This window comes from Flavobacterium filum DSM 17961 (assembly GCF_000425465.1).
Classification (GTDB): Bacteria; Bacteroidota; Bacteroidia; order Flavobacteriales; family Flavobacteriaceae; genus Flavobacterium; species Flavobacterium filum.
Window position 1 is genome coordinate 43,474 of the sequence record NZ_AUDM01000005.1, and the last position, 19,284, is coordinate 62,757.

Sequence of the window (19,284 nt, forward strand, 5' to 3'; positions counted from 1 at the left end):
CGAAAACGATGTAGTTTTTTGCCAATTTTATATTTTTTTCCCCATTTGTTCTTGAAATGCATAAAAAGCACGTTTGGAAGCAATTTCCTCTGCTTTCTTTTTTGAAGTAGCTCTAGCTTTGGCAATTATTTTTTGGTCGATACTCAATTTTACACCAAAAAAGCGTTGATTATCATTTCCATTATCGTCGAACACATCATAATGGAAGGATTTTTTTTCTTTTTGACACCATTCAATAACCAAACTTTTATAGCTGATTACTTTTCCTTCTAATTTTTCAATGTCCACATAAGGAACAATTACTCTTTTGTAAATGAATTTTTCGCAATAGGTATATCCTCGGTCTAAAAAAATAGCTCCAACCAGTGCTTCAAAAATATTTCCGTGAATGTTTTCACCAAAATGTTGCGTTGGTACTTTGCTATCTACAAACTGAATCAGGTTGAGGTCTCTGCCCAATTCATTCAAGTGTTCGCGACTCACAATTTTAGAACGCATTTTGGTCAAATACCCTTCATCTCCGTGAGGCACAACATTAAATAAATGACTGGCAATGACAGAACTCAGCATCGCATCACCCAAAAATTCTAATCGTTCATAATTAATCGGGTTTCCTTTGGAATCTAATTTATTGGAAGAACGATGTGTAAAGGCTTTTTGATAGTAATCTATATTTTGCGGGGTAAACCCCAATATTTTATGAATGGCTTCAAAAAAAATCCCGCCTTCTTGAGGTCGGGAATTTTTTGTAAATATTTTTTTAAAAACGTTCATTTAGAATTATTCTTCCAATTTTTTAAGTAAAACACAAGCATTGTGGCCACCAAAACCAAACGTATTGCTCATGGCTACTTTAATGTCTCTTTTTTGGGCTTTATTCAAGGTTAAATTCAACTCTGGATTAATGTTTTCATCCACCACTTCATGGTTAATAGTTGGCGGAACAATTCCGTGTTGAATGGCTAAAATAGAAGCGATGGCTTCAATTCCACCGGCTGCACCTAGTAAGTGTCCGGTCATGGATTTGGTTGAATTAATGTTGATGTTTTTAGCATGATCACCAAAAACGGCACTAATCGCTTTTAATTCCGCAACATCACCAAGCGGAGTTGACGTTCCGTGTGTGTTGATATGATCTACTTCTTCCGGATTCATGCGTGCATCGCGTAAGCAATTTTTCATAACGGCAATCACACCTATTCCGTCAGGATGTGGAGCTGTTAAATGATACGCATCAGATGACATTCCTCCACCCATGATTTCGCAATAAATTTTTGCACCACGAGCTTTGGCATGTTCATATTCTTCTAGCACTAATGCACCCGCACCTTCTCCTAAAACAAAACCGTCACGAGTTGCATCAAAAGGTCTTGAAGCTGTTTCCGGACTTTCATTTCGCGTGGAAAGAGCGTGCATAGAATTGAATCCACCCATTCCGGCAATGGTAACAGCAGCTTCTGAACCACCGGAAACAATCACATCACAAAGACCGATTCGGATATAATTAAACGCATCGATTAATGCATTGGCAGAAGAAGCACAAGCCGAAACTGTTGTATAATTAGGTCCCATAAATCCATTTTTGATGGAAATTTGACCCGGAGCGATGTCCGCAATCATTTTTGGGATAAAAAACGGATTAAATTTTGGTGTTCCATCGCCTTTGGCATAATTTAAAACCTCTTCTTGGAAGGTTTCTAAACCTCCAATACCGGCACCCCAAATAACGCCGACACGGTATTTATCAATGTTATCCGCAGTAATTCCGGCATCTTTGATGGCTTCGTCACTGGCAACGATAGCATATTGCGTAAATTTATCCATACGGCGAGCTTCTTTGCGGTCGATAAATTCTTCCACATTAAAGTTTTTTACTTCACAGGCAAACTTTGTTTTGTGTTTTTCTGTGTCGTAATAGGTGATAGGAGCGGCTCCGCTTTTGCCGTTGACAAGGCCGTTCCAGTATTCTTGAATATTATTTCCTATGGGTGTTAAGGCACCTAATCCGGTCACAACTACTCGTTTTAACTCCATTTTGTGTAAATTTATTGGTACGAATATAAACAAAAAAACCCTGAAATTTAATGAAAAGTAAAATTCAGGGGAGTTTTTTTATGTATGTGTACGATTGATTGACAATCCGTAATTTAAAAATTGATTAAAATAATAACACCCGTTCCGAGTGAACAGAACGGGATGTTGTTAGTTATTATTTTTTAGCTTCTTCGATGTAAGAAATAGCTTGACCTACAGTAGCAATGTTTTCTGCTTGATCATCCGGAATTTGAATATCAAATTCTTTTTCGAACTCCATGATTAGTTCAACAGTGTCTAATGAATCAGCTCCTAAATCGTTAGTGAAGCTTGCCTCTGTTACAACCTCGTTTTCGTCAACACCTAATTTGTCTACGATAATCGCTTTTACTCTTGATGCAATGTCTGACATAATCTTTTAAATTTTAGTTTAATTGTTGGCAAAAATAAAAAACTTTATTTTAAAACAACATTTTAGTTCATAAATCTGACTACGAATGTATAAATTTTTTTTTAATCTAGGCGAAAAATCCTCGTATATTCTCGTTTTTTATTCGTTTTTTTGTGTCATAAAAATGACAGGAAACATGCAGCATATCGTGATTTTCGCCTCGGGAACGGGTTCAAATGCCGAAAACATTATTCGTTATTTTAAAAATAATAATACCAAATCCGTTGTCGCTGTATTTTCAAACCATTCCGATGCCAAAGTGGTTGAAAAAGCCAAAAATCTTTCGGTTGAAACAGTGGTGTTTACAAAAGAAGAGTTGTCGAATGGCGTAGTTTTGTCAAAATTGCAAGCTTTTCAACCGGATTTGATTGTGTTGGCCGGTTTTTTATGGATGTTTCCAACGCGTATCATACAGCATTTCCCCAGTAAAATTATCAACATTCATCCGGCTTTGTTACCCAAATATGGAGGAAAAGGCATGTATGGCAACCACGTACACCAAGCGGTTTTGGAACAAAAAGAAACAGAAACCGGCATTACTATTCATTATGTAAATGAGCAGTATGACGAAGGAAAAATTATTTTTCAAAAAGCGGTAAGTATAACTGATTGTACTACTTTTGAAGACATCGCTCAAAAAGTCCATCAATTGGAACAGGAATATTTCCCGAAAGTAATCGACCAACTCCTCTAACCAATTACCCATAACCCATAACCAATTAACTTCAACCCATCACCCAAAAAAAATGTCCCACGAAGTCCACATCTACACAGACGGAGCTGCCAAAGGAAATCCCGGGCCAGGAGGTTATGGTGTGGTGATGGAATTGGTGGGTTCGCCTTATAAAAAAGAGTTCTACGAAGGGTTTCGACACACGACGAACAACCGTATGGAATTATTGGCTGTAATTGTTGGTTTAGAAAAATTAAAACACCCGAAAACTACTGTTTTGGTTATTTCTGATTCAAAATATGTGGTAGATGCCGTTGAAAAACGATGGGTTTTTCAATGGGAAAAGAAAGGGTTTGCCGGTAAGAAAAATCCCGATTTATGGTTACGGTTTTTAAAAGCGTATCGTCAACATCAAGTGGATTTTCAATGGATAAAAGGGCACAACAATCACCCACAGAACGAACGTTGTGATGAATTGGCGGTGTATGCTTCTAACTTGCCTACTTTATCGGTGGATGCTTTTTATGAAAAGGAGGAAGGGAAGTTGTTTTGAAAAATAAAATTCTTATTCCTTAAAATTGATTTTTTCAATGTTAAAACATAAAACTCCTCCAAAAACCCAACATCTTATTTTTTAGTTTTTTCAACAGGAACAGCTACACCATATTTTCCATCGCCAAGTTTAATTTTTCCGGCATTTGGACCGGCAGGAATAACATCTCCAATATTTACCATATCTTCCGGATTATATTTATAAACTTCATGGTCGGATGGCCAACGATAAACATTTCTGCCATCTTTTGGATTATTCGCTGCTTTGGCTGCGATTGGTTCTTTGTCAGCCTTTAAGAAGCTTGGACCAGGGGCTTGAGGAAATCTTCCTTCGCCAAAATTGGTTTTAGGTTTAGCAACCAATTGGTATAGTAATTTTCCTGAGTGATTTCCGCCGTTTAACTCTAAAATTTCAATAGAATTTTGGGTTTGTTTCATTATGGTAACACCATTAAAATAAGGCATTGCAACCGGAGTACAAAAAACGCGTATTGGGTTTTCATCATTCACAACAATGATATCCGCTAAAATTGGGTCTAAAACAATGGTGGCTTTCCCGTTTACCATTTCAACAGTTCCATAATCTTGGTACCAATATTCAGGAGATTCCGGACAAGTGAGTGTTACACGACCGTGGTTTGCAGTAGGTATAATTTCGGAAACAGTTCCGGTTCCTAAAATTTTTCTAGCCGTTACACCATTCGGCGTTCCGCCAACATATGCGTATGCATTACTTACACCGGCATAGGAAAGACCTTCAAAGTATCCACCAAACCGAAACCCAGCATTAGTAAATGCTAGACCTGAAACACCAAATGCGTCCTGATTTTGTGCATCTGCTATTGCATTTACACCTACTGTAAATCCGGGATTACCGGTCGTTGTTCCTCGACCGCTGTAAGCATTTATAGCAGAATGGTTACCTCCTAATGTTGGAGAGGTAACATTCAATTGATGATAGGATGAACTAGGATTAAATGTGGCTGAGGCATTGTCAACATAGTTGTAACTTGCCATCCAAACATTCGAGTAATTAATGTTTGCAGCTACCGTTGCAGCTCCAGTTGACTGAGCAAAAATACTAGTATATCCGGCCGCCGGGTTATTTGCATATACACCGGCACCAAGAATTGCTTGTGGAGGAGTGCCTATACTAAAATTGGTTTCTCTTCCTAAAATACCTCCTACATTTGTTGAATGGCCATAGATAGCATCACCGGTACCACTATCCACATCAAGTTTGTAGGCAGAAGGGGCAATGTTTATCCCTACATTCCCTGTATTACCAATATTAACTCGTTGCACTCCATTAGTTGAAAAATTTAAATTGTCGGCAGCGGAACTAAACATACCGGTATTAGGGTCTGTTTGCCAAGAATAGGTTGGTAATGCAGCTGTACCCAGAGAATAGGACTGTAATTGACCGTTATTCGTGTTGGATATGTTCCATCGGTTTGTGTTGTTGGTTCGGATTCGGAGGTCTTGCGTATCAGTAGTACCAATATAGTTGGTAGCTGCATTTGTAGAAGCGTTTCCTGTCAAAGACCAATTTGTGTTGAGTCCGGTTGAGATTCTCTCCCAAACACCGGAACTGTTAAAAAAATAAAATCCTACTGAAGTTACATTAATCGTAGTTCCGGTAGCAGTACCTGATGCAATATCGTTAACATAAATCAAGGTTGAAGTAGGAGTGCCGGCCATATTTTGGGCTCTTTGTCGGCTAACTCTTGGGATTAAAATACCATCAACATTGGTGGAAGCTCCGGTTGGGTTTGTTGCCACTACTTCTAAAGTTGAAGCCGGAGTAGTTGTTCCAACACCTACTTGTGACCACGTTAATTCAAAACTATTTAGCAAAAGAAAACAAGGTAAAAGAAAACAATTTTTCATAAGCTTATTATTTAAATGAATTAATCAAGCTAAACGTATGTTAAATTTATAAAAACCTATCAATAAACATGTTAAAAGCCGACAAAAAGTATAATTTAACGACTAAGTTCATAGAAAAGAAGAAAACCTTTGCAGCCGCAAGAATTCTTTCCTATAGTTCTAGCAAATAAAATATTTTTTATTTCATTTTTAATAAATTAAAAACATAAGTAAAAACTATAAATTTCTTAATTTAGAAAGGCTTCATCTATTGTGAACCGCAAGAAAGAATTCTTTTTTATAGCAAGGTATTGCCTCCAAACACACTCACTGCCCTTTTACACATCACTAAAGCTTCACTTCAAAGGAATATCTGGCAAGCTCTGTAATTAATGGAAACTATCGGCAAATACTGAAACAATAAAGTCATTAAAAATAAGATTTTTTTGGTTCTCTCATGTTACAGTTTATATGAAATCCACTTCGGAATTTAGCCAAAAGAAATCATTTTTAAAAAGTGGACCTTTTTTGTTGTCTGGAATCCTTAGCGATAAAAAAGAAGGAAATAGCCCGTAAACACTGACTTTTTTCAAGTCGATTTTTGATGTCCTTTTTTTTATTAAATCATCAAAGTAGCTTGCGATTTGATGTCCGAAATAAAAAAATGAAACTTTTTTTCTTTGAACACGAACTTTTTGAAAAACGAACATATTTATAATAAACAATTTTAATTATGATAACAAACACAGTAGCATGGTTAAGCTGGTCACTAATTTTATTGGCGATGCTTTGGATGATGAAAAATCAAAAAATAAAAGTGATATTTGGAGAAATACGAAAAATGCTTCAGATTTTGCCAGTTTCAAAAGTATTACAAGCTATCATGATATATTATAAAAACAAAAATAAACCAAAGAATTAACTTCGGCTATTTTGTCAACTCCTTGATAATGCATAAATCCTTTCCTTTAGGTCTGGTAAATAAAATATTTTACTACATCTCAATAATACGAAAATATGAGTAGTTACAATAAATTACATTTTACAAAATGTATTTACTTGTTGTAAAAAAACACGATAATATTTTAAACACATAGCAATCATAGGTTGATGCTTTTGGATAACCCTATAAAGAAGTTGTGTTATTTCGAAATTAATAACGCAAAAAAACCGCCCTTTAGAGGCGGTCATTACATTACAATTACTTTTACAACGTATCCCGATGGGCGGTAACTTCTGCGATAAACTCATCTACTTCGGCAAGTTGTTTGTTTACGCGTTCAAGGTCTAATTCTTTTTCCAATAGAGCCACCGCACCGTAACTTTCTTTACGGTTTTCCAACAAGAATTTGCGGTATTCTAACCGTACTTTGCGTTTTTCTTCGGCCTCTTTGGTGGGGCCTTCCGGTAAAATCGCAATAACTGTGTCAACAGCAGCTATTTCTGCATTTACACCTTGCAAGATGGCATCAATCTCTACAGCGGTATTGCTGTAATTGGTAACAAGTCGTTCCTCAGATAACTTTTTAAAGTTTAAATCGGATTTTTCCTTTTGGGCAATGCCCAACAACACATCGCAATCGGCAACTGTTGTTAAATTACTTACTGAATACATAATAAATTATTTTAAAATTATACTTACATAAACGCAAGTATTATACCTTAAAATATTATAAATCAGAAGTTTATAAAAACATTAACGTGTAGCGTTAATCTTATAATAAAAATATACTATTAACTAAATTTCTTACGTTATCACCGCTATTTCTAAACGTTTTTTGAGTATTTTTTCTTCAAAAGCCAATACTTCTTTTTTTATTTGTAGTAGAACCAAGCCCTCTGCATTTTTTTCATTTAGCTTTTTGTGGGCAAGCGACTCGTATAATTTAATTTCTTTTTTTGATTTGGCTTGTTCCTTCAAACGGCTTACAATTTTGTTAGACGCCTTTGCTGCATTTTCTTTTTTCTGCATAGCCAATATTTTCTTTTCAATCAATTGTTGCTGGTGTTGGTTTTTTACTAAAAGACGATGCAAAAGACCTCTCTCTGTTGGCTCGTTTTTAGCTTCAAGATTTTCTGTTTCAGATTCGCTTTGTGCAAAAGATAAGAGTGTAGCCAATTTTTCAGTGGCATGAGTGGGTAGTTTACGTTTGCCAATTTCATACAACGAGAGTTGACTACGCGTGACTTGAAGCAACAATGCCAATTCTTCTTGTTTTAAACCGAGTTGTTCTCTGATGGTCAGTTGCTTTTTCATTTTAGATTTACATTTGTAGCAAATTTGCAAAAAATAATTTTACGCTACACTTTTTGTAGCAAATTTTTAAGAATGAAAAAAATGCGTCAACTATTGACGCATTTTTTTTTAAATGAAATTTTTGCTACAGATATTTATGGCTTACTAAACATTTGATTTATTTACTAAATCTCTCAGAAACTCTATCTCTTTCTCCAAATGCTCTATTCTTTCTTCATAGTTTTTTTTGAGTTCCTCAGGTAGATTGTTGTTAAAAATATGGAACTTGCCGGATTGTATGCAATTATTAAAGACAAGAGTATCATCAAACGCAACAAGTTCAAGGGGGTCTACACCCAAAACGGACGACACCAATTCTATTTTCTCCCAGTCTAATTTTGTTTCATTATTTTCTAATTTGCTATAAGCTCTTTGTGAAATGGCCAGTTTATCTGCCATATAATCTTGAGTAAAACCTTTTAGTTCTCTTACTTTTCTAATTTTTTGTCCAATGTTGTTTTTCATGATTCGGCTTGGTTCTATTTTAGAACTAAAAATACATAATTTAGAACTAAAAAATATTTTGTTGATTAAAAATAATTTTCTTAATTAGCAAAAACAAATTTAATCATAAATAATTGAGCTAAAATCAATTTTTTTATGAATCTTCACAATTTTCAAAAAAAGAAAGTACTGCAGACTTTTTCTTTCGTTGAAATAATGGGTACATGATGCTTTGGTTTTAACTCATTTGCTATAAATGAATTTTTAACCTACTAAAACACCATTATTATGAACAAAAAACGTTTGTTTAAACATTTACTTTGCCTTTTATCTTTATTTGGCTTCTTAATTTCCTGCCAAACGGAGGAAGTTGTTTTAAAACAATTTGGTAAAGATATACCTGTAACCAAAAAACAAGTTAGATATTTAGATAGTAAACAGTCTAGACACATTTCAGCAAAATTAGCTACAAAATTTAATAAACCATTCGGTAAAAATGACACGAATAATTTTACTGTCTTAAGCACTAATGTTGGAGAAATTGATTTAACAAAAGTATTAGAAATAACGAATGAATTTGGTGTAACTAATTATACTTATTTAGTAAAACCAACTTCAATCACATTAGAAAAATTTTACAATATAGTTTATTCTACCTATGATGACAAAGAAAAAGTTGTTTTATATGAATATTTAATGACCGAGGATTTTAAAAATGCATATTATTCTGGACAGAAATTAATAGCTCAATTTGAAGGGACTTTGAATTCACAAATTATAGTAAATAGTTTTCCTTGTCCTGATCCTGTGAATTCTGATCCTCAAACACCTGTTTTTGGAGGTGTTGAAAATTCACCATATCCAAATGACTCTAATTTACCTGACACAAATCCAACAACAATAATATCGAATCCTTCAGGAATTGGTTTAAATCAAGGAGCAATAGGTAATACAGGAGGTTCAAGTGGAGGTGGTTCAACAACTGGAAGTTGTGGTGTTATTTTTATGGTAATAAGTTGTAATGGAGGAGGCGGGCATGATGGTAGTTATCCCGATTGTAAAGGGACATTCAAAGGGGCTACATACGCGATAGATACATGCACAGGAGCGATGTATCAAATTTATAAAAATGGAACCACTAAAAAAGGTGAAAATAGTGAAGAGTCTGATGGTGATATGGGTGACCCTTGTCCACCAGCCGACGGTATAGGAATAATTGAGCCTTCATCTGCATTTATGAGTTTTATTTTTAGTTTGCCTACAGATTTAAAAAATTGGCTCACAAAACCTTATCCACAAGGTGCTTCAGATGAAATTAAAGATATGATTGAGAATTATATTAATTCAGCAAATGCGGATTTAGCTTTTGCAGAGGAGTTTTTGCAAAACCTTAAGGATAGTGGTTTAAATCTTGATTTGCAAAAATCCTTAAATTCACCTGCCAATATTGATTTCTCAGCTATTGATCAAAATACAACAGAAGGACAACAATTTACATGGATTTATAATAAATTGATGGCGTCAAATACTTTTAAGCAAATGTTTACAGAAACATTTCAAATCAATGATCCAAGAATTAATGTTAAATTTGAAATTACTGATGATGGGATTCCAACTAGTGCAAATGGAATCTGTATATTAGAAAGCTTGAATGGTAAATTTTATAACACTATTAAGATAAATAAATCAATGTTTGGTATTTATTCAAATATATCAATTGCAAAAACAATTTTGCATGAATGTATTCATGCTTATTTGAATATTAAAATGATAAATCAAAATTTAGGCACAACTATTGCAGAAATTAATGGACTAGACCTTAGTCAATTATTAGGCACAATTACAGTCGGTTTTGGAGGTGTACCTGTTGCTAACGGAACTGTATCACAACATGATTTTATGTTTAACCACATGATACCAGTATTTACAGATGTTTTATTGAGTTTAAAGGATAAATTGATTTCTCCATCGCACATTTCACAAGCAGAGCAATCTACTTGGATCTTGTCTAATAATGAAATTTACAATTTTAATTGGCCAGATTTGTTTTATTATTTATCTTTAAATGGCTTACATGAGAGTTCTCCGTTTTTAAATCAATATCCCTCTGGATCTATTAATTATGAAAAGTTTTATTTTATGAAGGAGTTAGGAAGTTTTTCAATAACTAAGACAATATTCTGATGAGATTTTTACTTCATATATTTTTTTTAGTATCATTTTCTGCATTTGCTCAATTTGACCATGAATTAAAAAAGAAAGATAGCGTGTTTATATATTTTTCCGAAAGTGAAAATCAGAAAATATACTCAAAAATTTTAGAAAAAAACTCCAAAAATATAAAAAAAGTTTCCTATATTTTTAATTTTAGTGACGGAAAAAGTTGTAGTTTTTTTATTGATGAAACATTTAATTATGATAGTAATGGTAATAAAGTACTTAAAACATATAAACTCCAAAAATCATATTTAAGAAAAAATAAACATAAAATAATAAATTATGATGACATAAATGAAAAAGGCATTGATAATTTTATTTTATTTCTTCAGTTACGAAAAGTTTATATTGTGGATTTGGAAGAAAAGGAAGGAAAACATTATATTGCAAGAGGTGTAATTTTTAGTTTTGTAGCAAATGAGTAAGTATAGTATAATTATCATAAAAAGACTTATTTTAATACTTTTTTTTGTATCATTTTTTTCTTATTCACAATCTGAAAATTATTTAACTCCTAAGGATAGTATTTTTATAATATTTAAAGAAGGGAAAAATCAATTTGTCAAATCACTTAGGCCTTTGCCTAAATTAATGGAAATTGATTATATATCGTATTGGTATTTTTTTGAAAATGAACAGTTTTTTAACTTTGTGATAGATAGAACATACGATTATGAAAAAAAACCACATGAAATTTTAAGAACCTTTAAAGTAAAAAAATCATTTTTAAAAAAAAATAAGGATAGTGTATATACTATTGATGACATAAATAAAAAAAAATTATATGATGATACTGCATTTTTTCAGTATAATAAGATTTTCATAATTGATTTGTCAGAGAAAAAAGGTAGAAATTATATAGCGAGAGAAGTAAAATTTTATTTTATTGAGTATTCTAAAAAAGATCATTTTAGAATGAATTCAAATTGACAAACATCAAGTTTCACATAGTAGTTGATTATTAAAGAGGTGGAAATATAATTGTAAAAATGAACATTTTAATCTTTTATTAGTGAACATTTTAATCTTTTTTTTCTTATTTTTTTTGTCTGGTTAATAACTAAATGGAAATCTTCCAAAGTTAGTGATGAACAAAAAAGTTCAACTTAACCTTTTGTAAATCAATCCTTAAATAAAATTTAAATCTAAAAGGTAAGCCTAACCGCTTACCTTTTTTACATTTGAAAATACCTTAAATCGAATGTAATGAAGAAAAGTGATACCATGTTTTGTACGGTTTTTGACCCAACTAAGTATTATTCATCACAATTATCCTAAGAAAAGCTTCACAATCTACATAGCTATTCGGAACTAAACTTCTTGTGAAAATTATTTAAAACCACACACAATTTCCACTTTCAAACCAAAAACAAAAACCCTATCTTTGCACCTTATATCAAGTGATAACTCATGAACAAACTTTTAATCGTAGGAACGGTTGCTTTTGATGCCATTGAAACTCCTTTCGGAAAAACAGATAAAATTTTAGGCGGAGCCGCTACTTTTATTGGGCTTTCGGCTTCTTTTTTTAATATTAAATCCGGAATTGTTTCGGTGGTAGGAGAAGATTTTCCACAAGAATATTTAGATTTATTGTCGGATAGAGATATTGATATTTCCGGAATTGAAATTGTGAAGGGCGGTAAAACCTTCTTTTGGAGCGGTCGTTACCACAACGATTTGAATTCAAGAGATACGTTGGTAACTGAACTTAATGTGTTGGCCGATTTTCAACCGAAAGTACCAACCGAATTCCAAAATGCTGAGGTGGTAATGTTGGGGAACTTGCATCCGATGGTGCAAATCAGCGTGTTGGATCAAATGACCGCTAAACCAAAATTAGTGGTGTTGGATACCATGAATTTCTGGATGGATTGTGCGTTAGCAGAATTACACGAAGTGATGAAACGCGTGGATGTGATTACCATCAACGATGAAGAAGCCCGTCAATTATCCGGAGAATATTCCTTGGTAAAAGCAGCTGCTAAAATTCATACAATGGGACCAAAATATGTAGTGATAAAAAAAGGAGAACACGGAGCTTTATTGTTCCATGGAAAAGAAATTTTCTTTGCACCGGCTTTACCGTTAGAAGAAGTTTTTGATCCTACAGGAGCGGGTGATACTTTTGCCGGAGGATTTTCTGGATTTATTGCTCAAAGTGAAAACATTTCGTTTGGCAACATGAAAAATGCGATTATTTATGGTTCTAACTTAGCTTCTTTCTGTGTTGAAAAATTTGGAACGGAGCGAATGGTTGACTTAGAACGCGAAGAAGTTTTTGAGCGTTTAAAACAATTTAGAGCCCTAACGCAATTTGACATAGAATTAGAATAAAAAAGTGTGCCTCGAAATTTCGGGGCATTTTTTATATGAGTTAGCCACAAATTGCACGAATTAGCACGAATTTTATTTAGGCTTGTAATAAAATTCAATAAGTGAAATACATTATAATCAATATCAAAATTCGTGAAATTTGCGGCTTAAACAAAACGAACTTACAAAGTAAATTCGTGCTAGAAATAACACAACTAATAACTACAACAAAATGAGTGACGCAATCAAACACGAATGTGGAATTGCACTTTTACGATTAAAGAAACCGCTTCAGTATTACAAAGACAAATACGGTTCTGCTTTTTATGGCATCCAAAAAATGTATTTGTTGATGGAAAAGCAGCACAACCGCGGTCAAGACGGTGCCGGATTTGCGAGTATCAAGTTTGATGTGGCTCCCGGACAGCGATACATTAGCCGGGTGCGTTCCAATCAAGCACAACCTATTCAAGATATTTTTACGCAAATCAATGGGCGAATCAATGAGGAGTTGATTCTTCATCCTGAATTTCAAAATGATGTGGAATGGCAAAAAGAAAACATTCCGTATATCGGTGAATTGTTTTTAGGTCACGTTCGTTATGGAACGTTTGGAAAGAACAGTATCGAAAGTGTTCATCCGTTTTTACGTCAAAACAATTGGATGCACCGCAATTTGATTGTAGCGGGAAATTTCAATATGACGAATGTAAAGGAGTTGTTTGATAATTTGGTGGAATTAGGGCAACATCCGAAGGAATTGGCCGATACGGTTACTGTCATGGAAAAAATTGGTCATTTTTTAGATGATGAAGTGACCGATTTATATCAAGAATGTAAAAACAACGGATTGTCCAAAAGAGAAGCCTCTCCGGTGATAGCTGAAAAATTAGATATAGCAAAGATTTTAAGAAAAGCTTCCAAGAACTGGGACGGTGGTTTTGCCATGGCCGGATTATTAGGACACGGTGACGCCTTTGTGTTGCGTGACCCTGCCGGAATTCGACCTGCGTTTTATTATGAAGATGAGGAAATCGTGGTAGTTGCCTCAGAAAGACCGGTAATTCAAACGGTTTTCAATGTGGCTTACGAAAAAGTACAAGAGCTGGAACCCGGAAAAGCATTAATCATCAAAAAGAATGGAAGTTTTTCCTTAGAACAAATTTTAGAGCCGTTAGAAAAGAAAGCGTGTTCGTTTGAACGCATCTATTTTTCCAGAGGGAGTGACGCAGAAATATACCGCGAAAGAAAAATGTTAGGAAAATTAATTCTTCCGGCAGTATTGGAAGCGATTGATAATGATACGGATAATACTGTTTTCTCCTATATTCCCAATACAGCTGAAACTTCTTTTTATGGAATGGTAGAAGCGGCGAATGATTTTTTAAACCAACGAAAAAATCAATACATTTTAGATCATCGTAAAACTTTAACCAAAGAAAAACTGGAAGAAATACTATCTGTAAAAATCAGAACGGAGAAAGTGGCGATAAAAGATGCCAAATTACGCACTTTTATCACAGAAGACAGCAGTCGAGATGATTTGGTAGCCCACGTGTATGATGTGACGTATGGCATTATCAATCCGGAAGATAATTTGGTGATTATTGATGATAGTATCGTTCGCGGTACTACCTTAAAGAAAAGCATTATTCGCATGATGGATAGATTAAATCCTAAACAGATTGTGATTGTTTCTTCAGCACCACAAATCCGTTATCCGGATTGTTATGGCATTGACATGGCAAAGTTGGAAGGTTTAGTGGCGTTTAGAGCTGTTTTGGAATTATTAAAAGAAAACAACCGCTATAATTTGGTAGAAGAAGTATATAAAAAGTGTAAAGCACAAGAAAAAGTGAAAGATACCGACATGCAAAATCATGTCAAAGAAATCTATGCACCGTTCACCGACCAGCAAATTTCGGATAAGATTGCGGCGATGTTAAGTTCATCGGATATCAAAGCACACGTGAAAATCATTTTTCAAACGGTAGAAAACCTTCATACTGCTTGTCCAAAAAACAAAGGAGATTGGTATTTTACGGGTGATTATCCTACTCCTGGTGGTAATCGGGTGGTAAATCAAGCGTTCATCAATTTTTATGAAGGAAAAGACGCAAGAGCCTATTAAACACTAATTTTTTGCTTTTGAACGACTTTTGGTGCATTTCATCTAATTTTTTTGTTAACAAAATAGCATCCACCTACATTTGTTTCACCATAGCATTAGTAGGTTAAGTTTATGGTAGATTTGGGGCAAAAAGGGTACACTCTGTGTACCTTTTTTATTTTATATCCGTTTTGTATTACTTTTAAAACACGTTCAACAACCCTTCTTTTTCATACAATCACCCTCTTTTCCCTAAATGTTAAAATTTAAACCAACGTACAATAGTTTTTCTTAAAATTGCGTTGTACATTTGTATTTACCATAGTACGCACGGTTAAGTTTATGGTAGATTTGGGGCAAAAGGGTGGAAGCAATTCCACCTTTTTATTTTTAGGCCAATAAAAAAGCGGTGATTAATTATAACCACCGCTTTTTTGTTGCGTTCTATTTTCTTTATTTTTCTGTAGCATATCTACGTGAAACCTCAGACCAATTGATTACGTTAAAAAACGCTTCAATATAATCCGGTCTTCTGTTTTGGTAATGCAAATAATAAGCATGTTCCCAAACGTCCATTGCTAAAATAGGTGTTCCACCGCAACCAACTCCGGGCATTAATGGATTATCTTGGTTTGGCGTTCCACAAACATTTAATTTTCCACCTTTTTCTACACACAAAAATGCCCAACCTGAACCAAATTGAGTGGCTCCTGCTTTTGAAAATTTTGCTTTGAATTCCGCAAATGAACCAAAATCTCTTTCGATAGCATCGGCTAATTCTCCGGTTGGCTCACCACCACCGTTAGGTGACATGATGGTCCAAAACAAATTGTGGTTGTAGAAACCGCCACCGTTGTTACGAACGGCCGCATTGGTTTTGTCAAGGTTGATTAAAATATTTTCAATTGTTTTTCCCTCCATATCTGTGCCGGCAATAGCAGCATTTAAATTGTTGGTATAGGCTGCGTGATGTTTAGAATGGTGAATTTCCATCGTACGAGCATCAATATGAGGTTCTAATGCATCATATGCATAAGGTAATTTTGGTAATTCGAATGACATGTTGTTTATTTTTATGTTGAACAATAGTTGCATCAAAATTAATCAATTAACTTTGGAATAGGAAATACTATTTCATTATAATTGTATAAATTAAAACAATCCATTGAAAACTGCTGCTTTTTCTATTTATGATGCTTCGGCCGGATCGGGTAAAACATTTACGTTGGTAAAAGAATACCTTAAAATCATTCTTACTTCTTCGCGAGATGATGCGTATAAGTCGATTTTAGCGATAACTTTCACCAACAAAGCGGTTGGTGAGATGAAAAGTAGAATTGTGGAAACCTTATCTGATTTGGCTTCTGATTCGCCCTCTGAAAAAGCAATTACGGTTGCCAATGCCATTGCTTCAGAAACGGATTTATCGCTCGAACGCATTTTTCAAAAGTCAAAAATTATTCTGAGAACCATAATTCATAATTATGCCGCCTTTGATATTTCTACTATTGATAAATTCACACATCGGGTTATTCGAACTTTTGCACATGATTTGAATTTGCCTTCTACTTTTGAAGTGTCTTTAGAAACACAAAATCTTTTGAATGAAGCCGTTGATGCTATCGTGGCAGAAGCCGGAAACGACGAGGTCTTGACCAAATTATTGGTTGATTTTACGATTGAAAAAGCAGATGATGACAAATCGTGGGATGTAACGAGAGATATTTTGGAGATTTCAAAATTGCTGACCAATGAAAACAATCGAACGGAAATTGAGCATTACAAAGAAAAAGAATTGGAGGAATTTGTTGCTTTAAAAAAGAAATTACAACAAACCTGCAAACAATTAGAACATGAAGTCATGGATTTGGCACAAAATGTCATGCGTTTGATTCATGACCATGATTTGGATGCTAAAGCTTTTACAAGAGGAACAGTTTATAACTATTTCAGTAAACATTCTCAAGGTGATTTTGAACTTAAATCCAATGTAGAATCTGCATTAAGCGAAGAAAATCGATATGCCAAAACAGTTCCTGCTGAACAAAAACAAGCTGTCGACAGCATAACCCCTGAATTGCTTTCGACCTATTATATCATGTTGGAAAAAAAGCAAAATCTGTTGTTTTATGCCTCATTTTTAAAAAATATTACCCCTATGTCGTTATTGAATAAAGTGAGTCAGCAATTGCATAAAATTCAAGAAGAGCAAAACATTTTATCGATTGCCGAATTCAATGCGATTATTCATCAGGAAATTCAAAACCAACCCGCACCGTTTATTTACGAACGAATGGGCGAGCGGTACAAACATTTTTTTATTGATGAATTTCAGGATACTTCGCAAATGCAATGGGAAAATCTGATTCCATTGATTGACAATGCGTTGTCGAGTGAAGATTTAAATCAAGAACGGGGTTCATTGATGATTGTTGGCGATCCGAAGCAATCTATTTATCGATGGAGAGGTGGAAAAGCGGAACAATTTATTGCGTTAGGCAAAGACAAAAATCCGTTTCACAACCCGGATAAAGCCCTTTATTTTTTAGATACCAATTGGAGAAGTTACAGCCAAATTATAGATTTCAATAATCGATTTTTTCATTTTGTTTCCCGTTATTTTTTACATCTCGATTATAAAGAGTTGTATGAAAAACATTCCTTTCAAAAAGAAAATCATAAAAAAGGAGGGTTTGTTCGTTTTTCTTTTTTGCCGAGACCTACTGGAATGGAGGAAGAAGAAACAAAATCAGACTTGTATTTAGCAGAGGTGTTAAAAACAATTCATCTACTTACGGATAAAGGGTTTTCCTATCGGGATATGGTTGTTTTAATCCGAAAGAATGATTCCGGAATTGAAATTGCAAAATATTTAACGGAAAATAGTATTCCGATTGTTTCTTCAGAGTCGTTAATGTTGTTGAATTCAACCAAAGTGATGTTTATCATTCATTTTTTACGGTATTTGAACAATGCCGCAAATGTTGATGCGAAAGCTAATATGCTGTATTTTATAGCGACTCATTCACAGGATAAATATCCGACACACGATTTTATTGCTTCCGGATTAACTTTTGAAAAAGAAGAAGAACTTGAGAATTGGTTGTTAGATTTTTCGTTATCCTTTTCGTTGAAAAAACTGCGAAAAATGCCATTATATGAAACTGTGGAATCCATTATTCGCACTTTTATTCCTGTTGAGCAATTAGATGTATATGTTCAAGATTTGTTGGATAGGGTTTTGGAGCGAAGTGTAAGAAGTCAAAACAGCATAGCTGACTTTTTATATTTTTGGGATACACAATCGCACAAATTCAGCATTCCTTCTCCCGATGGTAATAACGCCATTCGAATTATGACCATTCATAAGTCAAAAGGATTAGAATTTCCGGTGGTTATTTTTCCTTTTGCCGAAGAAAGTTATTCGAGTGCACCAAAAGACAAGTTATGGGTAGAGCATGAAGATGAATCTATTTCTATACCAAAAGTGTTAATTGACAACAAACAAGAGGTGTTGAATTATGGCGAATCAGCTTCATCAGTTTATTTGCAAAAAAAGGAAGAAGAATTGTTGGATAATATTAATGTATTATATGTTGCTTTAACGCGAGCAGAAGAACAGTTGCACGTAATTTCAAGAATGAATTTAAATAAGAATGGCGAGATGGTAAAAAGTAATATGACCACTTTTTTCTTGCAGTTTTTAGAAGATAATGGTGAATTTAATCCACAAAAATTAGTGTATGAATGGGGCTCACCTGAACGCATTTCAGTGGAAAGTAAAAAAACAAAACAAACGAAAATTATTCCGGCGATACAAGCTTCTCTACCAATTGACGCCATTAAAATTGCAAAAAGAGAAAGTCAAATGTGGGGAAGCACGACAAAAGAAGCAATTGAATATGGTAATGTGATTCATGCTATTGCGGCACAAATTAAGTCACATTTAGATGTCGTTAAAGCCACTGAAAAAGCATTAGAAGATGGTTTAATCTCCCTTCACCAAAAAGAAATGGTGTCTGCTGTCATCAAAGATTTAGTTACTCATCCGGAAATAAAAATGTTTTTTGAGGAAAATGTCAAAATTTGGAATGAGCAAACTATTTTACGCAAAGGAATATCAGCCATAAAACCGGATCGCATTGTTTTGCAATCCAACAATAAAGCAATGCTTTTGGATTATAAAACCGGTAAACCGGAACCCAAACATCATAAGCAATTAGCTGAATATGAGGCTACTCTAAAAGAAATGGGTTTTGAAGTGATAAAAAAGACTTTGGTTTACTTAGGTGATAAAGTTGAAATCGTAAATTTGTAAAAAT

17 protein-coding genes are annotated in these 19,284 nt (G+C 34.1%); 9 read left to right on the forward strand and 8 right to left on the reverse strand.

All coding sequences use genetic code 11. From position 1 onward, the window contains the following. Positions 1-27 precede the first annotated feature (27 nt). From rnc to H601_RS0102930, 3 genes are all read right to left on the reverse strand, one after another. A complete protein-coding gene (gene rnc, locus H601_RS0102920) occupies positions 28-774 on the reverse strand; it encodes a ribonuclease III (RefSeq protein WP_026710117.1) in 747 nt (248 codons plus the stop codon). 6 nt (positions 775-780) lie between these two features. Further along, complete coding sequence (gene fabF, locus H601_RS0102925) at positions 781-2,034, reverse strand: beta-ketoacyl-ACP synthase II (RefSeq protein WP_026710118.1); 1,254 nt, start codon at positions 2,032-2,034, stop codon at positions 781-783. 175 nt (positions 2,035-2,209) lie between these two features. Further along, the gene (locus H601_RS0102930) at positions 2,210-2,446 is read right to left on the reverse strand and encodes an acyl carrier protein (protein ID WP_007137004.1); all 237 of its coding nucleotides are present in this window, start codon (positions 2,444-2,446) and stop codon (positions 2,210-2,212) included. 175 nt (positions 2,447-2,621) lie between these two features. Here H601_RS0102930 and purN point away from each other — a divergent pair, with 175 nt between their 5' ends. Both purN and rnhA read left to right on the forward strand, forming a co-directional pair. Beyond that, positions 2,622-3,179 (forward strand): phosphoribosylglycinamide formyltransferase, encoded by a 558-nt coding sequence (gene purN / locus H601_RS0102935; protein WP_026710119.1) that lies wholly within the window; start codon positions 2,622-2,624, stop codon positions 3,177-3,179. 52 nt (positions 3,180-3,231) lie between these two features. Beyond that, positions 3,232-3,711, forward strand: a complete 480-nt coding sequence (rnhA, locus tag H601_RS0102940) for a ribonuclease HI (protein WP_026710120.1) — start codon at positions 3,232-3,234, stop codon at positions 3,709-3,711. 74 nt (positions 3,712-3,785) lie between these two features. Here the strand turns inward: rnhA and H601_RS15995 are convergent, their stop codons facing one another. Further along, positions 3,786-5,600, reverse strand: a complete 1,815-nt coding sequence (locus H601_RS15995) for an autotransporter outer membrane beta-barrel domain-containing protein (protein WP_051220639.1) — start codon at positions 5,598-5,600, stop codon at positions 3,786-3,788. 732 nt (positions 5,601-6,332) lie between these two features. On the opposite strand from H601_RS15995, the gene H601_RS0102955 reads away from it, so the two are divergent. Beyond that, complete coding sequence (locus H601_RS0102955; protein ID WP_156900331.1) at positions 6,333-6,476, forward strand: hypothetical protein; 144 nt, start codon at positions 6,333-6,335, stop codon at positions 6,474-6,476. A 310-nt stretch (positions 6,477-6,786) separates the two neighbouring features. Here the strand turns inward: H601_RS0102955 and H601_RS0102960 are convergent, their stop codons facing one another. The 3 genes from H601_RS0102960 to H601_RS0102975 all read right to left on the reverse strand — a co-directional run bounded on the left by H601_RS0102960 (position 6,787) and on the right by H601_RS0102975 (position 8,340). After that, positions 6,787-7,194 (reverse strand): hypothetical protein, encoded by a 408-nt coding sequence (locus H601_RS0102960; RefSeq protein WP_026710123.1) that lies wholly within the window; start codon positions 7,192-7,194, stop codon positions 6,787-6,789. A gap of 132 nt (positions 7,195-7,326) precedes the next feature. Beyond that, positions 7,327-7,836: a helix-turn-helix domain-containing protein gene (locus H601_RS15115; RefSeq protein ID WP_035655446.1), complete on the reverse strand. Its 510-nt coding sequence runs from the start codon at positions 7,834-7,836 to the stop codon at positions 7,327-7,329. Between the two features lie 144 nt (positions 7,837-7,980). Next, the gene (locus H601_RS0102975; RefSeq protein ID WP_035655447.1) at positions 7,981-8,340 is read right to left on the reverse strand and encodes a helix-turn-helix domain-containing protein; all 360 of its coding nucleotides are present in this window, start codon (positions 8,338-8,340) and stop codon (positions 7,981-7,983) included. Between the two features lie 267 nt (positions 8,341-8,607). Here H601_RS0102975 and H601_RS0102985 point away from each other — a divergent pair, with 267 nt between their 5' ends. The 5 genes from H601_RS0102985 (at position 8,608) to H601_RS0103005 (ending at position 14,983) form a co-directional block, all read left to right on the forward strand. Continuing rightward, a complete protein-coding gene (locus H601_RS0102985; RefSeq protein ID WP_026710125.1) occupies positions 8,608-10,503 on the forward strand; it encodes a SprT-like domain-containing protein in 1,896 nt (631 codons plus the stop codon). Then, positions 10,503-10,961, forward strand: coding sequence for a hypothetical protein (locus H601_RS0102990; protein WP_026710126.1), 459 nt, complete (start codon positions 10,503-10,505; stop codon positions 10,959-10,961). Before H601_RS0102985 ends, H601_RS0102990 begins: the two co-directional genes overlap by 1 nt. Continuing rightward, on the forward strand, positions 10,954-11,466 hold the full coding sequence (locus H601_RS0102995) for a hypothetical protein (protein WP_026710127.1): 513 nt from the start codon (positions 10,954-10,956) through the stop codon (positions 11,464-11,466). The genes H601_RS0102990 and H601_RS0102995 overlap by 8 nt, the downstream gene beginning before the upstream one ends. A 480-nt stretch (positions 11,467-11,946) precedes the next feature. After that, on the forward strand, positions 11,947-12,873 hold the full coding sequence (locus H601_RS0103000) for a PfkB family carbohydrate kinase (protein WP_026710128.1): 927 nt from the start codon (positions 11,947-11,949) through the stop codon (positions 12,871-12,873). A 211-nt stretch (positions 12,874-13,084) separates the two neighbouring features. Further along, a complete protein-coding gene (locus H601_RS0103005) occupies positions 13,085-14,983 on the forward strand; it encodes an amidophosphoribosyltransferase (protein ID WP_026710129.1) in 1,899 nt (632 codons plus the stop codon). 432 nt (positions 14,984-15,415) lie between these two features. On the opposite strand, the gene H601_RS0103010 is transcribed toward H601_RS0103005, so the two are convergent. Beyond that, the gene (locus tag H601_RS0103010; RefSeq protein ID WP_026710130.1) at positions 15,416-16,024 is read right to left on the reverse strand and encodes a superoxide dismutase; all 609 of its coding nucleotides are present in this window, start codon (positions 16,022-16,024) and stop codon (positions 15,416-15,418) included. A 103-nt stretch (positions 16,025-16,127) separates the two neighbouring features. On the opposite strand from H601_RS0103010, the gene H601_RS0103015 reads away from it, so the two are divergent. Next, positions 16,128-19,280 (forward strand): UvrD-helicase domain-containing protein, encoded by a 3,153-nt coding sequence (locus tag H601_RS0103015; RefSeq protein ID WP_026710131.1) that lies wholly within the window; start codon positions 16,128-16,130, stop codon positions 19,278-19,280. Positions 19,281-19,284 lie beyond the last annotated feature (4 nt).

Bases quoted from the DNA above. Each gene is read 5' to 3' on its own strand.
- H601_RS0102975 (WP_035655447.1), bottom strand. From the start codon at position 8,340: ATGAAAAACAACATTGGACAAAAAATTAGAAAAGTAAGAGAACTAAAA.
- H601_RS0102930 (WP_007137004.1), bottom strand. From the start codon at position 2,446: ATGTCAGACATTGCATCAAGAGTAAAAGCGATTATCGTAGACAAATTA.
- purN (WP_026710119.1), top strand. From the start codon at position 2,622: ATGCAGCATATCGTGATTTTCGCCTCGGGAACGGGTTCAAATGCCGAA.
- H601_RS0102955 (WP_156900331.1), top strand. From the start codon at position 6,333: ATGGTTAAGCTGGTCACTAATTTTATTGGCGATGCTTTGGATGATGAA.
- H601_RS0102995 (WP_026710127.1), top strand. From the start codon at position 10,954: ATGAGTAAGTATAGTATAATTATCATAAAAAGACTTATTTTAATACTT.
- rnc (WP_026710117.1), bottom strand. From the start codon at position 774: ATGAACGTTTTTAAAAAAATATTTACAAAAAATTCCCGACCTCAAGAA.
- H601_RS15115 (WP_035655446.1), bottom strand. From the start codon at position 7,836: ATGAAAAAGCAACTGACCATCAGAGAACAACTCGGTTTAAAACAAGAA.
- H601_RS0102985 (WP_026710125.1), top strand. From the start codon at position 8,608: ATGAACAAAAAACGTTTGTTTAAACATTTACTTTGCCTTTTATCTTTA.
- H601_RS0103010 (WP_026710130.1), bottom strand. From the start codon at position 16,024: ATGTCATTCGAATTACCAAAATTACCTTATGCATATGATGCATTAGAA.
- rnhA (WP_026710120.1), top strand. From the start codon at position 3,232: ATGTCCCACGAAGTCCACATCTACACAGACGGAGCTGCCAAAGGAAAT.
- H601_RS0103005 (WP_026710129.1), top strand. From the start codon at position 13,085: ATGAGTGACGCAATCAAACACGAATGTGGAATTGCACTTTTACGATTA.
- H601_RS15995 (WP_051220639.1), bottom strand. From the start codon at position 5,600: ATGAAAAATTGTTTTCTTTTACCTTGTTTTCTTTTGCTAAATAGTTTT.
- H601_RS0102960 (WP_026710123.1), bottom strand. From the start codon at position 7,194: ATGTATTCAGTAAGTAATTTAACAACAGTTGCCGATTGCGATGTGTTG.
- H601_RS0103000 (WP_026710128.1), top strand. From the start codon at position 11,947: ATGAACAAACTTTTAATCGTAGGAACGGTTGCTTTTGATGCCATTGAA.
- H601_RS0102990 (WP_026710126.1), top strand. From the start codon at position 10,503: ATGAGATTTTTACTTCATATATTTTTTTTAGTATCATTTTCTGCATTT.
- fabF (WP_026710118.1), bottom strand. From the start codon at position 2,034: ATGGAGTTAAAACGAGTAGTTGTGACCGGATTAGGTGCCTTAACACCC.